At 60.5% G+C, this 13,541-nt stretch carries 14 protein-coding genes; 13 read left to right on the top strand and 1 reads right to left on the bottom strand.

What is annotated here, in order from left to right; genetic code table 11:
- The 7 genes from ABRP30_RS20255 to ABRP30_RS20225 all read left to right on the top strand — a co-directional run bounded on the left by ABRP30_RS20255 (position 1) and on the right by ABRP30_RS20225 (position 5,369).
- On the top strand, positions 1-930 hold the full coding sequence (locus ABRP30_RS20255) for a chemotaxis protein CheV (protein WP_241804605.1): 930 nt from the start codon (positions 1-3) through the stop codon (positions 928-930).
- Positions 931-981: 51 nt separating this feature from the next.
- Positions 982-1,809, top strand: coding sequence for a protein-glutamate O-methyltransferase CheR (gene cheR, locus ABRP30_RS20250; protein ID WP_012315563.1), 828 nt, complete (start codon positions 982-984; stop codon positions 1,807-1,809).
- A 336-nt stretch (positions 1,810-2,145) separates the two neighbouring features.
- Positions 2,146-2,556, top strand: a complete 411-nt coding sequence (flgB, locus tag ABRP30_RS20245) for a flagellar basal body rod protein FlgB (protein ID WP_012315562.1) — start codon at positions 2,146-2,148, stop codon at positions 2,554-2,556.
- Positions 2,557-2,558: 2 nt separating this feature from the next.
- Positions 2,559-3,002: a flagellar basal body rod protein FlgC gene (gene flgC, locus ABRP30_RS20240; RefSeq protein ID WP_012315561.1), complete on the top strand. Its 444-nt coding sequence runs from the start codon at positions 2,559-2,561 to the stop codon at positions 3,000-3,002.
- A gap of 15 nt (positions 3,003-3,017) precedes the next feature.
- A complete protein-coding gene (gene flgD / locus ABRP30_RS20235) occupies positions 3,018-3,725 on the top strand; it encodes a flagellar hook assembly protein FlgD (RefSeq protein WP_241804604.1) in 708 nt (235 codons plus the stop codon).
- A gap of 30 nt (positions 3,726-3,755) precedes the next feature.
- Positions 3,756-5,111 carry a flagellar hook protein FlgE gene (gene flgE, locus ABRP30_RS20230; RefSeq protein ID WP_349976554.1) on the top strand — a complete coding sequence of 452 codons (1,356 nt, stop codon included), beginning with the start codon at positions 3,756-3,758 and terminating at the stop codon, positions 5,109-5,111.
- Between the two features lie 72 nt (positions 5,112-5,183).
- Complete coding sequence (locus tag ABRP30_RS20225; RefSeq protein ID WP_349976555.1) at positions 5,184-5,369, top strand: hypothetical protein; 186 nt, start codon at positions 5,184-5,186, stop codon at positions 5,367-5,369.
- 129 nt (positions 5,370-5,498) lie between these two features.
- Here ABRP30_RS20225 and ABRP30_RS20220 read toward each other — a convergent pair whose 3' ends face one another.
- Positions 5,499-6,452, bottom strand: coding sequence for an IS110 family transposase (locus ABRP30_RS20220; RefSeq protein ID WP_372490346.1), 954 nt, complete (start codon positions 6,450-6,452; stop codon positions 5,499-5,501).
- Between the two features lie 419 nt (positions 6,453-6,871).
- Between ABRP30_RS20220 and flgF the strand changes: the two genes are divergently transcribed.
- Genes flgF through flgK form a run of 6 tightly spaced genes read left to right on the top strand, consistent with a single transcriptional unit; the run spans position 6,872 to position 13,536 of the window.
- Positions 6,872-7,612 carry a flagellar basal-body rod protein FlgF gene (gene flgF / locus ABRP30_RS20215; RefSeq protein WP_042111635.1) on the top strand — a complete coding sequence of 247 codons (741 nt, stop codon included), beginning with the start codon at positions 6,872-6,874 and terminating at the stop codon, positions 7,610-7,612.
- Between the two features lie 47 nt (positions 7,613-7,659).
- The gene (gene flgG, locus ABRP30_RS20210; RefSeq protein WP_012315556.1) at positions 7,660-8,445 is read left to right on the top strand and encodes a flagellar basal-body rod protein FlgG; all 786 of its coding nucleotides are present in this window, start codon (positions 7,660-7,662) and stop codon (positions 8,443-8,445) included.
- Positions 8,446-8,479: 34 nt separating this feature from the next.
- Positions 8,480-9,175 (top strand): flagellar basal body L-ring protein FlgH, encoded by a 696-nt coding sequence (gene flgH, locus ABRP30_RS20205; RefSeq protein WP_267817756.1) that lies wholly within the window; start codon positions 8,480-8,482, stop codon positions 9,173-9,175.
- A gap of 12 nt (positions 9,176-9,187) precedes the next feature.
- Entirely contained in the window at positions 9,188-10,297 is a 1,110-nt protein-coding gene (locus ABRP30_RS20200) for a flagellar basal body P-ring protein FlgI (protein ID WP_241804600.1), read from the top strand.
- 11 nt (positions 10,298-10,308) lie between these two features.
- Complete coding sequence (flgJ, locus tag ABRP30_RS20195) at positions 10,309-11,475, top strand: flagellar assembly peptidoglycan hydrolase FlgJ (protein ID WP_241804599.1); 1,167 nt, start codon at positions 10,309-10,311, stop codon at positions 11,473-11,475.
- Between the two features lie 12 nt (positions 11,476-11,487).
- Positions 11,488-13,536 (top strand): flagellar hook-associated protein FlgK, encoded by a 2,049-nt coding sequence (gene flgK / locus ABRP30_RS20190; RefSeq protein ID WP_241804598.1) that lies wholly within the window; start codon positions 11,488-11,490, stop codon positions 13,534-13,536.
- Positions 13,537-13,541 lie beyond the last annotated feature (5 nt).

Genomic DNA, 13,541 nt, shown 5'->3' with positions numbered 1-13,541 from the left:
ATGGCGGGGGTTATGGATTCAGTCAACCAGCGCACACAGCTGGTTGGGCAGAATCGCCTGGAATTGCTGTTGTTCCGCCTCAATGGCGCGCAGCTTTACGGCATCAATGTGTTCAAGGTCCGCGAGGTGCTGCAATGCCCTGAGCTGACCGTGCTGCCCAAGTCCCACCCAGTGGTGCGTGGTGTGGCCAACATTCGTGGGGCGACCATTCCGATTCTCGACCTGTCGATGGCCACCGGCTTGCCCGGGCTGCAGGAAGAGACTCGCAACAGCTTCGTGATCATCACCGAGTACAACACCAAGACCCAAGGTTTTCTGGTGCACTCGGTCGAGCGCATCGTCAACATGAACTGGGAAGAAATCCACCCGCCACCCAAGGGCACCGGTCGCGACCATTACCTGACTGCGGTTACCCGGGTGGACAACCGCATGGTTGAAATCATCGACGTGGAAAAGGTACTGGCCGAGGTGGCGCCGTCGTCCGAGTCGGTGTCAGCCGGTGTGGTCGATGCCGACACCCAGGACAAGGCCGTGCTGCTGCGTGTGCTGACCGTTGACGATTCGTCGGTGGCGCGCAAACAGGTCAGCCGCTGCCTGCAGACGGTCGGTGTCGAGGTGGTGGCGCTCAACGATGGGCGCCAGGCCCTGGACTACCTGCGCAAACTGGTGGAGGAGGGCAAGCGGCCGGAAGAAGAGTTCCTGATGATGATTTCGGACATCGAGATGCCGGAGATGGACGGTTATACGCTGACCGCCGAGATCCGCAGTGACCCGCGCATGCAAAAGCTACATATCTGCCTGCATACTTCGCTGTCCGGGGTGTTCAACCAGGCGATGGTCAAGAAGGTCGGTGCCGATGACTTCCTGGCCAAGTTCAGGCCGGACGACCTGGCCCAGCGCGTGGTCGACCGGATCAAGGCAACGCATTGAAGTAGCCGGGAGGCGACTCCCGGTACCTGTGATTGAAAAGAGGCCGCAGTAGTGTCTACGGGTAATTTGGATTTCGAACAGTTCCGGGTATTCCTGGAGAAAGCCTGTGGCATCCTGCTGGGTGAGAACAAGCAGTACCTGGTCTCCAGCCGTCTCAACAAGCTGATGGAGCAGCAGGGCATCAAGAGCCTGGGCGAACTGGTGCAGCGCATCCAGGCTCAGCCGCGTGGGGGGCTGCGCGAGCAGGTGGTGGATGCGATGACCACCAACGAAACCTTGTGGTTTCGCGATACCTACCCATTCGAAGTGCTGAAGAACAAGGTCATTCCCGAGTTCATCAAGAACAACCCCGGCCAGCGCCTGCGCATGTGGTCGGCGGCCTGCTCGTCGGGCCAGGAGCCGTACTCCATTTCGATGGCCATCGATGAGTTCGAGCGCAGCAACCTGGGCCAGTTGAAGATGGGTGCGCAGATCGTTGCCACCGACCTGTCCGGGTCGATGCTCAACAACTGCAAGACCGGTGAATACGACAGCCTGGCGATCGCCCGCGGCTTGTCCCAGGAGCGCCTGCAGCGCTACTTCGACACCAAGGGGCCGGGGCGCTGGGCGGTCAAGCCGGCGATTCGCAGCCGTGTCGAGTTCCGCTCGTTCAACCTGCTCGACAGCTACGCGGCGTTGGGCAAGTTCGACATCGTGTTCTGCCGGAATGTGTTGATCTATTTCTCGGCACAGGTGAAGAAAGACATCCTGCTGCGTATTCACAGCACCCTGAAGCCAGGTGGGTACCTCTTCCTGGGGGCGTCCGAGGCGCTCAATGGGTTGCCGGACCACTACCAGATGGTGCAGTGCAGCCCGGGAATCATTTACCAGGCCAAGTGATCGGCTGCGAGCCTGCCGGTCTGTTCCAGGCAGGCGTGAGAGCGAACGCTGCCCGCGCGGCGCTCGCGCTCAAAAGCCTGATGTTCCAAGCAGCAGGTTGCCCTCCCCCAAACGCCACCCACGCCTGTTGACGTCAATTTTTTGTTTTGCCGCTTTTTCCGCCCGGCAATTGCCGCTTTGCGTTGTTCAGGCGGAAGCCTTTTGCCGCTTTTCTGGCATCGCGCCATCAGCCATCTCCGCCCCAGCCCAGTGTTTCTGGCCTTTCAGGATATTGGCACAGCCCTTGCTATAGCTTGGCCAACGATATTCCGGTCAACCTTCGAAGGTTTCCCCGACATGAGCATCAGTTTCGACAAGGCGCTTGGCATCCATGAAAAGGCACTGGGCTTCCGCGCTCAGCGCGCCGAAGTGCTGGCCAACAACATCGCCAACGCTGACACGCCCAATTACAAGGCGCGTGACATGGACTTCTCTTCGGTGCTCGCCGCCGAAAGCCAGAAGCAGCAGAGCGGTGGCCGCTTTGCCATGGACCGAACCAACAGCCGTCACATCGAGGCCGAAGGCCTGGCAATGGCTGACGACACGCTGCAGTACCGCACGCCGACGCAGCCGTCGATCGACCAGAACACCGTGGACGCCCAGATCGAGCAATCGAACTACACGGAAAACGCCATTGGCTTCCAGGCCAGCTTCACCCTGCTCAACAGTAAATTCAAAGGGCTGGTTTCTGCCCTGCGAGGAGAATGACCATGTCCCTGTCCAGTGTCTTCAACATTGCCGGTAGCGGCATGAGCGCGCAGAACACCCGCCTCAACACCGTTGCTTCCAACATTGCCAACGCCGAGACGGTTTCGTCGAGTATCGATCAGACCTACCGCGCGCGGCACCCGGTGTTCGCCACCACCTTCCAGAATGCGCAGGCCGGCGGCAGCCAGTCGCTGTTCGAAGACCAGGGCGAGGCAGGGCAGGGAGTGCAGGTCAAGGGCATCATCGAAGACCAGAGCAACCTCGAAGCACGCTACGAGCCCAACCATCCGGCGGCGAACAAGGACGGTTACGTCTACTACCCGAACGTCAATGTGGTCGAGGAGATGGCTGACATGATCTCCGCCAGCCGCGCGTTCCAGACCAACGCCGAGCTGATGAACACCGCCAAGAACATGATGCAGAAAGTGCTGACCCTGGGTCAGTGATAAGGAATCCGGACCATGGCAGTCGATAGCACCAGCGGTGTGAACCTCAATGATGTCCTGACAGCGTCGGGCGTCGGTGGTACCACCAAGAAAACCACCGATACCGTGTCCAAGACCGGTACCGATACGCTTGGCAAGGACGCGTTCCTGCAGTTGCTGGTTACCCAGATGCAGCACCAGAACCCGCTGGATCCGCAGGAGAACGGTGAGTTCGTGGCCCAGCTGGCGCAGTTCAGCAGCCTGGAAGGCATCACCTCCCTGAACGAGTCGGTCAGCAGCATCACCAATGCCATGGCGTCGTCCCAGGCCCTGCAGGCCTCCTCGCTGGTCGGCCGTTCGGTGGTGGTACAGAACGACAAGGCGGTGGTCGATACCACTGAAAGCTTCAATGCACAGTTCGTCGTGCCGCAGGCAATCAGTGAAGCGAAGATCACCATCAAGGACAAGGACGGCAACACCGTCAAGACCATCGAGCTGGGCGAGCAGAAAGCCGGCTATGCCGACTTCATCTGGGACGGCACCAACGACAGCGGCGAGAAGGTCGACCCGGGCACTTATACCTTCGCCGCCAGCACCACCGTGGATGGCCAGTCGGTGCAGATGAGCACGCTGCTGCCGGCCAAGGTGACCAGCGTCAGCTTCAATGCCACCGGCGAAATGGTGCTCAACCTTGCTGGCGTCGGCAAGGTCTCCCTCTCTGACATACAAACCATCGGTATCTAAGGTCCGCCAGCGCGGCGCAGGAGCGAATTCATGTCTTTCAATATCGGCCTTAGCGGTCTGTACGCAGCCAACAAACAGCTGGACGTTACCGGCAACAACATCGCCAACGTCAACACCACTGGCTTCAAATCCTCGCGTGCCGAGTTCGCCGACGTCTATGCCGGCGCCAATCGCCTGGGTGTGGGCAAGAATCAGGTCGGCAACGGCGTGCGTCTGGCGGCTATCTCGCAGCAGTTCTCCCAGGGTGACGTCAATAACACGGGCAACGTGTTGGACATGGGTATCCAGGGCCAGGGCTTCTTCGTCCTGTCCGACAACGGTTCTCGCGTCTACACCCGTGCCGGTGCGTTCCAGGCCGACAAGAACAACTTCGTGGTCACCTCGGACGGCCTGCGCCTGCAAGGCTACGCGGCCGATGCGACCGGTAAGATCCAGAAGGGTGTGCTGACTGACCTGCAGATCGACACCTCGGCGCTGCAGCCAAAAGCCACCTCGCTGATTGACCAAGGCATCAACCTGAACTCCTCGGCCACCGATATTCCACTGGAAATCGATGATGGCACGGGTGCGATGGTGCCTAATCTGCCGTTCGACCCTACCGACGAGACGACCTACACCAAGTCGTTCCCGACCAAGGTGTACGACAGCCAGGGTAACGAGCACACCATGGAGCAGTTCTACCGCAAGACCGGTACGAACGAATGGACCATGTACACGTTGGTCGACGGTCGAAACCCGTTCGATCCTGCTTCCACCACGCCGCTGACCGGCACCATCAGTTTCAGCAGCGATGGTTCTGTGAGCAGCATGACTGCCGATAACACAGGCCATCCGGCGGGTGCTTCGTTCACCGTGACCAACAACACCTTCACCATGACCGGTTGGGTGCCAGCGGTCGAGGATTCGGCAGGCAACTGGGCGTCCAATGGCGCTGCGGGTAACGCCGATGGCATGAAGCTGTCGATGAACAGCACCACGTCCTACAACACCGAGACCGCGCGCATGTCGCAGTCCCAGGATGGTTACGCCACCGGTATCCTGTCGAGCCTGAGCATCGACTCCACCGGCGTGATGTTCGCCAGCTTCAGCAACCAGCAGTCGCGCGCCATTGGCCAGGTGGCGCTGGCCAGCTTCGCCAACGAGCAGGGCTTGCAGCAGATCGGCGGCACCCGCTGGACCGAAACCTTCTCTTCCGGCATTCCCGGCATCGATGAGCCCAAGACCGGTACGCTGGGTAGCGTCGAGTCCAATGCCCTGGAGGCTTCGAACGTCAACCTGACCCAGGAGTTGGTCGAGCTGATCAAGGCGCAGAGCAACTATCAGGCGAACGCCAAGACCATCTCCACCGAAAGCACCATCATGCAGACCATCATCCAGATGACCTGATGGTCGCGGGTTGATTGTGTGATGACGAACCCCTTTGCCATGAAGGGGTTCGTCGTTTTTGTGGGAGGGCTTATGAAAAAGTGGCTTGTCGCCGCGCTTGCCGTGTTCTGCCTGTATCAGGCCCATGCGGGTACTGCGCCCTGGTGGCGCTGGGAAAGCCAGGTGGATGGGCGCCTGGTATGCTCGCAATGGTCGCCGGGGGAGGGCTGGAAGCGTTTTGCCGGGCCCTACAACAATGGCGGTTGCCGCGATCGGTGATTGCCTGCGCCGGCCTCATCGCCGGCAAGCAGGCTCCCACAGGGTTTTACAGCGCTGCGGATATTGGGGGCAACCGTCTTACCCAATATCCAGAAGTTTACGCGATCCTTGTGGGAGATTCTATGGTTATCAGCAAGCCATTTTCCCGCCTTTGGTGACGTATTCGTCCTGATTTCTCATCAGGGCGAATGCCACACGTGCGAGCTTCCTGGCCAGAATTACCAACGCCTGGGTCGTTGCCTTACCGCTGTTTCGATACTGCTCATATACCCCTTTCCAAGCGGCCGACCTGCTGGCCGCCATTGCTGCGTTATGCAGCAAACGACGGATTTCCGAGCAGCCGCGCTTGGTGAGCCGACGACGTCCATTCTTCTCTCCAGAATCATTAACCCGCAGGTCCATTCCCAGGAATGCGATGTACGAATCACTGTTCTTGAACTCGCCCCTTACAAAAGCCATTACCAAGGCTGTAGCGGTAAGAAACCCAATTCCCTCTACCGCCTGACAGCGGGCAACTTGCTCGTGCAGCCCAGCCTCTCGTAGCACTTCCTTAATCTTTTTTTGTATCAGCTGATCCAGCCGATCTATCGATGTTACGAAGGTTTTGAAGGCGGCCTTCAGCAGGCTTTCGTTTGTCCAGCTCTGAGCTAATGCAGTGCGAGCAGTCACCAAGACAGCTCTGCGTCGAAGGAGGCTCTGAAGCTTGCCGTAGACAGCAGGAGGCGGGGTCCAAGGACGAAGATCGTCGCCCTCGTTTTTCAAAAATCGGGACAGCAACCGAGCATCAGAGGGGTCAGTTTTAACCCGCCCTCCAACACTTTTCCTGTAGTTGCTCAGTTGGAAACCATCGATGACATAAACGTCGAAACCGAAGCCATGGGCTAGCTCAACCAGGTCCAGATGGTAGACATTGGTCGCCTCAACAGCGATTGCAGTGCCGAGGGGCTGTTGCTTTAGCCAGCTTTTGATTTCGGGCTTGGTATTTTTCAGCCTGATAATTTCATCACGATCATCGTGATGAATCACTAATTCGGCTTTTGCGACATCCGCACCCACGATCAGTTTGTTTACCTGCATTGCCATGGGCGGCTCCTCGCGTTATGGTTTTTGAGCTTGAAGGGTTTTCACCAAGAGGCGCTGGCTTGCTTCTATCGTCGTTTGCAAACGATGCATTCTTTATCGGCGCTTTGGTGGAAGGGGTGGGGCGATGTCTCCCACAGTCTGTACTGCGTCAACAGTCAGAATCCGGCATTTAGTCCCACCACCCCTTCAAGTCTAACCATACAAGCCGGCTTGCCGGCGATGAGGCCGGTGCGCACACTTGCTTTGCCGCTACCGGCAACCCGGCGCCGGATAACCGGCGTTCTCCTGCCCGGTAGCACCCTTCAAAGCCCGTATTTACGGGCTTTTTCAGCATTTCAAAAAGTTGGTTCGGAACTTGCTTTAGTGCCTGCACAGCAACGGCGAGCGGCAAACGATCGCCAGTGCAGCGGAGGATGACTGTGGACAAGATGCTTTACGTGGCCATGACCGGCGCCAGCCAGAACGCGCTGGCGCAGAAGGCCCACGCCAACAACCTGGCGAACATTTCCACCAATGGTTTCCAGCGTGACCTGGAGCAGGCGCGCTCGATGCCGGTGTTCGGTGACAGCTTTCCGTCGCGGGCGTTTGCCATGACCGAGCGTCCGGCCACCGACTTCAGTGAAGGGCCCATGGTCGAGACCGGGCGTGACCTGGACGTGGCGGTGGCGGGGCAGGGCTTCATTGCCGTGCAGGCCCCCGATGGCAGCGAAGCCTACGTACGTACCGGTAGCCTGAACATCGATGCCCTCGGCGTGCTGCGCGCCGGTAATGGCATGCCGGTGATCGGCAACGGCGGGCCGATCGCCATTCCGCCAGAGCAGAAAGTCGAAGTCGGCGCTGACGGCACCATCAGCATCCGCTCAATGGGTGAAGACCCGCGGGTGATGGCTGAGGTCGACCGGATCAAGCTGGTCAACCCGGACACCAAGGGCCTGACCAAGGGCCTGGACGGGTTGATCCACACCACCAGCGGCCAGCCGGCAGCTGCCGATGTCAACGTCAAGGTCGTATCTGGCTTCCTCGAAGGCAGCAACGTCAATGCCGTCGAAGAAATGACGTCGGTGCTGGCGCTGTCTCGCCAATTCGAACTGCACGTGAAGATGATGAACGCGGCCAAGGAAGGCGATGAAGCCATGGCGCGTGTTTTGCAACTCGGCTAACCACACTTGAACGGGTGCCGTAAAACAGGCGCACGAGGAGAATACTGATGCTTCCGGCTCTTTGGGTCGCTAAAACCGGCCTGTCCGCCCAGGACACCAACCTGACGGTCATTTCCAACAACCTGGCCAACGTTTCGACCACTGGCTTCAAGCGCGACCGCGCCGAATTCCAGGACCTGCTGTACCAGATCAAACGCCAGCCAGGCGCGCAGTCCACCCAGGACAGCGAACTGCCGTCGGGCCTGCAGGTCGGTACCGGTGTGCGCATCGTCGGCACCCAGAAAAACTTCCAGACCGGCAGCCTGCAGACCACCGAAAACCCGCTGGACATGGCGGTAAACGGCCGTGGTTTCTTCCAGGTGTTGCAGCCGGACGGTACGGTTTCGTACACCCGTGACGGTACCTTCCACCTGAACTCCGACGGCCAGATCGTCACCGCCAACGGCTTCGCGCTGGAGCCTGCGGTGGTCGTGCCGAACGACGCCCAGACCTTCACCGTAGGCCAGGACGGCACCGTGTCGATCACCACCGCTGGCAACCCGGCAGCGCAGGTCATCGGCAACATCCAGACCGCCGACTTCATCAACCCGGCCGGCCTGCAGGCGATCGGCGACAACCTGTTCCTGGAAACCGCTGCCAGTGGTGCCCCACAGGTCGGTACCCCAGGCCTGAACGGCTTCGGCACCACCCTGCAACAGACTCTGGAAAACTCTAACGTCAGCACCGTGGAAGAGCTGGTGAACATGATCACCACGCAGCGCGCCTACGAGATGAACTCCAAGGTCATCTCCACTGCTGACCAGATGCTGTCGTTCGTCACTCAGCAGCTGTAAGCCCAAGTCCCTGTTACACCGTGAGGTAAGCGTCATGAATCGTTTGTTGTCCCTGTTCGCCCTGGGGGGGGCGGTGTTGCTGGCTGGTTGCGTCGCGCCGACGGCCAAGCCCAACGACCCGTACTACGCGCCGGTTTTGCCGCGCACCCCGTTGCCGGCAGCGGCCAACAACGGTTCGATCTACCAGGCCGGCTTCGAGCAGAACCTGTACAGCGACCGCAAGGCGTTCCGCGTGGGTGACATCATCACCATCACGCTCAACGAACGTACCTCGGCCAGCAAGAATGCCGGTTCGCAGATCCAGAAGGACAGCAGCGCCAACATCGGCCTGACCTCGCTGTTCGGTGCCACGCCGAACACCAACAACCCGTTCGGCGGCGGCGACCTGTCGCTGGAGGCGGGCTACAGCGGTGAACGTGCCACCAAGGGTGACAGCAAGGCCACCCAGGGCAACACGTTGACCGGCTCGATCACCGTCACCGTCGCCGAAGTGTTGCCCAACGGCATCATCGCCGTGCGGGGTGAGAAGTGGATGACCCTGAACACCGGCGAAGAGCTGGTGCGCATCGCCGGGCTGATCCGCGCCGACGACATCGCCACCGACAACACCGTGCCGTCCACCCGTGTGGCCGACGCGCGCATCACCTATTCGGGTACCGGTTCCTTCGCCGACGCCAGCCAGCCTGGCTGGCTGGACCGTTTCTTCCTCAGCCCGCTTTGGCCCTTCTGAGTACGGATGAACATGTTCAACGTCAGGCAACTGATTGCCGCAACCTTGCTTCTGTCCTGTGCGTTTGGCGCCCATGCCGAGCGCCTCAAGGACATCGCCAGTATCTCGGGCGTGCGTTCCAACCAGTTGATCGGTTACGGCCTGGTGGTGGGCCTCAACGGCACGGGTGACCAGACCACCCAGACGCCGTTCACGCTGCAGACGTTCAACAACATGCTGTCGCAGTTCGGCATCAAAGTGCCCGCCGGCTCCGGCAACGTGCAGTTGAAGAACGTCGCCGCAGTGTCGGTGCATGCCGACTTGCCGCCCTTCGCCAAGCCGGGCCAGGTGGTGGACATTACCGTGTCCTCGATCGGCAACTCCAAGAGCCTGCGCGGCGGTAGCCTGCTGATGACCCCGCTCAAGGGTATCGACGGCAACGTCTACGCCATTGCCCAGGGCAACCTGGTGGTCGGCGGCTTCGATGCCGAAGGCCGCGATGGCTCGAAAATCACCGTCAACGTTCCGTCGGCGGGTCGTATTCCAGGTGGCGCTTCGGTGGAGCGTGCAGTACCGAGCGGGTTCAACCAGGGCAATACCCTGACGTTGAACCTCAACCGGCCCGACTTCACCACCGCCAAGCGTATCGTCGACAAGGTCAACGAACTGCTCGGCCCAGGCGTCGCCCAGGCGGTGGACGGCGGCTCGGTGCGCGTCAGCGCGCCGATGGACCCGACCCAGCGTGTGGACTACCTGTCGATCCTCGAAAACCTGGAGATCGACCCGGGCCAGGCCGTTGCCAAGGTCATCATCAACTCGCGTACCGGCACCATCGTGATCGGCCAGAACGTCAAGGTTTCGCCGGCGGCGGTGACCCACGGCAGCCTGACCGTGACCATCACCGAAGACCCGATCGTCAGCCAGCCGGGGCCGTTCTCCAATGGCGAGACCGCCGTGGTGCCACGCTCGCGGGTCAACGCGCAACAGGAAGCCAAGCCAATGTTCAAGTTCGGCCCGGGCACCACGCTGGATGAAATCGTCCGTGCGGTGAACCAGGTGGGCGCAGCGCCCAGCGACCTGATGGCCATCCTCGAAGCCCTGAAACAGGCCGGCGCCTTGCAGGCCGACCTGATCGTGATCTGAGGACGCCACGCATGAACTCGAAAAGCCTGGTTTCCAGCGCGGCCGACAGCGGCGCCTACACCGACCTCAATCGCCTGAGCTCGCTCAAGCACGGTGATCGCGACAGCGATGCCAACGTGCGCAAGGTGGCCCAGGAATTCGAGTCGCTGTTCATCAGCGAAATGCTCAAGGCCTCGCGCAAGGCCAGTGACGTACTGGCCGACGACAACCCGATGAACAGCGCGACGGTCAAGCAGTACCGCGACATGTACGACCAGCAGCTGGCTGTGAGCATGTCCCGCGAGGGGGGCGGTATCGGCCTGCAGGACGTGCTGGTGCGCCAGCTGTCGAAGAACAAGAGCGCGCCGGTCAACACCAGCCCGTTCCCCCGTAGCGAAGGCAGTGCGCCGGCGCTGTGGGGCAACAAGGTAGCCGACCCGGTACATGCCGTGCAGTCGACTGCCACCCGCAACGACGTTGCCGCGCTCAATTCAAGGCGTCTGGCGTTGCCGGGCAAGCTGACCGACCGCTTGCTGGCCGGTATCGTGCCCTCGGCGGGCAACCCGGCGGCAGCCACCAATACCGCCGCTGTGCCGGCCCGCGATGGGCAGCAGGTGGCGCAGAGCTTCGCCGTGCCCGAGCGCGGGCTGCGCATCACCGGCCGTGCCGTGGCGCAGCCGCCTCTGGCGCCGAAAAAAGCGTTCACCGACAGCGACGCATTCGTCGCCACCATGCTGCCGATGGCCGAGCAGGCCGCCAAGCGCATCGGTGTCGACCCGCGTTATCTGGTGGCCCAGGCAGCCCTTGAAACCGGCTGGGGCAAGTCGGTCATGCGCAACAGCGATGGCAGCAGCAGCCACAACCTGTTCGGCATCAAAGCCACGGGCAATTGGGAAGGCGATTCGGCGCGGGCGATCACCAGCGAGTTCCGTGACGGCCAGTTCGTCAAGGAGACCGCAGCGTTCCGCTCCTACGACTCCTATCAGGACAGCTTCCACGACCTGGTCAGCCTGCTGCAGAACAATTCCCGCTATCAAGAAGCGGTGAAGGCGGCCGATAAGCCAGAACAGTTCGTGCAAGAGTTGCAAAAGGCCGGGTACGCCACCGACCCGAATTACGCCAGCAAGATCTCGCAGATCGCAAGACAGATGAAGTCGTACGAGAGCTATGCATCGCTCGGTACCACAACACCACTTTAAGGGTATGGAAACATGGCGAGTTTGATCAACATTGGCATGTCGGGATTGTCGGCCTCCCAGTCGGGTCTGCATACCACAGGCAACAACATCGCCAACGCCGATGTCGCCGGGTACTCCCGTCAGCAGAATATCCAGCGTGCCAAGGGCTCGCTCCAGGAAGGCCAGCTGTTCATGGGCACCGGTACGACGCTGGCGGATGTGCGCCGGGTGTACAATGCCTTCCTGGATGCACAGTTGCAGACCGCCACCTCGCTCAACAGTGACAGCACCGCCTACCTGAATCAGGTCACGCCCCTCAACAACTTGTTGTCGGACAGCAACACTGGTATCACTGGCGCGCTGACCAACTTCTTTTCCGCCTTGCAGAGCGCTGCCAACAAGCCGACCGAAGACGCTTCCCGTCAGTTGTTGTTGAGCAATGCCGATGCGCTGGCCAATCGTTTCAACAGCCTCTCTGCCCAGTTCAAGGAGCAGAACACCAACATCAATGGCAACTTGAGCTCGATGACCGCCCGGATCAACGAGCTGACCTCCAGTATCGCGCAGTACAACGAGCAGATTTCCAAGGTGTCGGCGGTCAACGGCCAGCCCAACGACCTGCTCGATCAGCGCAACGAGGCAGTGCGGCAGCTCAATGAGTTGGTGGGCGTGCAGACCGTCGAGCGTGACGGAAATATCGACGTCTACCTGAAGAACGGGCAGTCGCTGGTACTGGGCAAGACCACCAACAAGATGAGCGCTGAGCCAAGCGCCACCGACCCTACGCAGTTTGCGATCAAACTCGATCGTGGCAGCACCACCATGGATATCACCAACAGCATCACCGGCGGTGAAATGGGGGGGCTGTTGCGCTACCGCAGTGAAACCCTCGCGCCGGCCATGAACGAGCTGGGTCGTATCGCGTTGGTGGTGTCGCAGCAGATCAACTCGCAGCTCGGCCAAGGTATCGACAAGAACGGTGAATTCGGCGCTGCTCTGTTTGGCGACATCAATAGCGACAAAGCCATGTCTGCGCGCAGCACTGCCAAGATTGGTAACGCTGGCGACGCCGCCCTGAATGTCGTCATCCGAGATACCGGCAAGTTGAGCACCAGTGACTATCAGGTGACGTTCGTTGGCCCGACTGCGGACAAGTTCCAGGTCAAGAAGCTGCCTGACGGCACGGACATGGGCACCTATAGCACCAACGACGACCCGGCACCGGTGATCGACGGTTTCAGCATCGACCTCAAGAGCGGTACTGCGGCAGTGGGGGATAGCTTCAAGATTACCCCGACCCGCAATGCCTCGGCAGAGATCGACGTAGTGCTCACCGACGCCAAGCGGCTCGCCTTGGCCGCACCGCTGACCGCCACATCCGGCAGCGGCAATTCCGGTACCGGGGTGATCACCCAGCCGGTACTGACCTCGGTGTTGGACATCGCTGACCCTGCCCAGCGCCTGGAACTGCAAACCGGCATAAAGTATTCCACCCCGGTGCGCCTGGTGTTCGGTGACGAAACCGCCTCACCACAAACCTACGAAGCCTTCGATGCCAAGGGCAACAGCATTGGCACCGGCACCTTCATTCCGGGGCAGAGCAATACCCTGAAGCTCGATGTGCCAATGATCGACGCCTCGGGCAATCCGATCAATGACGCCAGCGGCGTCCAGAAGTCATTCAGCTTCGAGATGGATGTAGCCGGCTCGCCCAAGAATGGCGACAGCTTTACCGTATCGTTGACCGGCGCAGGCTCCTCGGACAACCGCAATGCACTGTCCCTGCAAGAGCTGCAGACCAAACAGACGATGGACATCGGTTCGACCAAGGGCATCAGCATCACCGATGCCTACGGCAAACTGGTGGAAAGTGTGGGTGCCCAGGCCAAGCAGGGCCAGATGGATACCCAGGCAACCGGCGTCATTCTGACTCAGGCTGCCGGCGCCCGCGACTCGTTGTCCGGCGTGCAGCTGGATGAAGAAGCCAGCAACCTGATCAAGTACCAGCAGTACTACACGGCCTCGTCGCAGATCATCAAGACGGCGCAGGACATCTTCAACACGCTGATCGCTGCGCTTTAAGGAGT

The sequence above is a fragment of the Pseudomonas sp. WHRI 8519 genome, assembly GCF_040224055.2.
In the GTDB taxonomy this organism is placed as follows: domain Bacteria; phylum Pseudomonadota; class Gammaproteobacteria; order Pseudomonadales; family Pseudomonadaceae; genus Aquipseudomonas; species Aquipseudomonas putida_X.
Note: the sequence above shows the minus strand (reverse complement) of the source record. Positions and strands in the feature narration are given on the sequence as shown.

Excerpts from the sequence above, each read along its gene's own strand:
- ABRP30_RS20255 (WP_241804605.1), top strand. The coding sequence starts at position 1 with ATGGCGGGGGTTATGGATTCAGTCAACCAGCGCACACAGCTGGTTGGG.
- flgB (WP_012315562.1), top strand. The coding sequence starts at position 2,146 with ATGAGCATCAGTTTCGACAAGGCGCTTGGCATCCATGAAAAGGCACTG.
- flgC (WP_012315561.1), top strand. The coding sequence starts at position 2,559 with ATGTCCCTGTCCAGTGTCTTCAACATTGCCGGTAGCGGCATGAGCGCG.
- flgD (WP_241804604.1), top strand. The coding sequence starts at position 3,018 with ATGGCAGTCGATAGCACCAGCGGTGTGAACCTCAATGATGTCCTGACA.
- flgE (WP_349976554.1), top strand. The coding sequence starts at position 3,756 with ATGTCTTTCAATATCGGCCTTAGCGGTCTGTACGCAGCCAACAAACAG.
- ABRP30_RS20225 (WP_349976555.1), top strand. The coding sequence starts at position 5,184 with ATGAAAAAGTGGCTTGTCGCCGCGCTTGCCGTGTTCTGCCTGTATCAG.
- ABRP30_RS20220 (WP_372490346.1), bottom strand. The coding sequence starts at position 6,452 with ATGGCAATGCAGGTAAACAAACTGATCGTGGGTGCGGATGTCGCAAAA.
- flgG (WP_012315556.1), top strand. The coding sequence starts at position 7,660 with ATGCTTCCGGCTCTTTGGGTCGCTAAAACCGGCCTGTCCGCCCAGGAC.
- flgH (WP_267817756.1), top strand. The coding sequence starts at position 8,480 with ATGAATCGTTTGTTGTCCCTGTTCGCCCTGGGGGGGGCGGTGTTGCTG.
- ABRP30_RS20200 (WP_241804600.1), top strand. The coding sequence starts at position 9,188 with ATGTTCAACGTCAGGCAACTGATTGCCGCAACCTTGCTTCTGTCCTGT.
- flgJ (WP_241804599.1), top strand. The coding sequence starts at position 10,309 with ATGAACTCGAAAAGCCTGGTTTCCAGCGCGGCCGACAGCGGCGCCTAC.
- flgK (WP_241804598.1), top strand. The coding sequence starts at position 11,488 with ATGGCGAGTTTGATCAACATTGGCATGTCGGGATTGTCGGCCTCCCAG.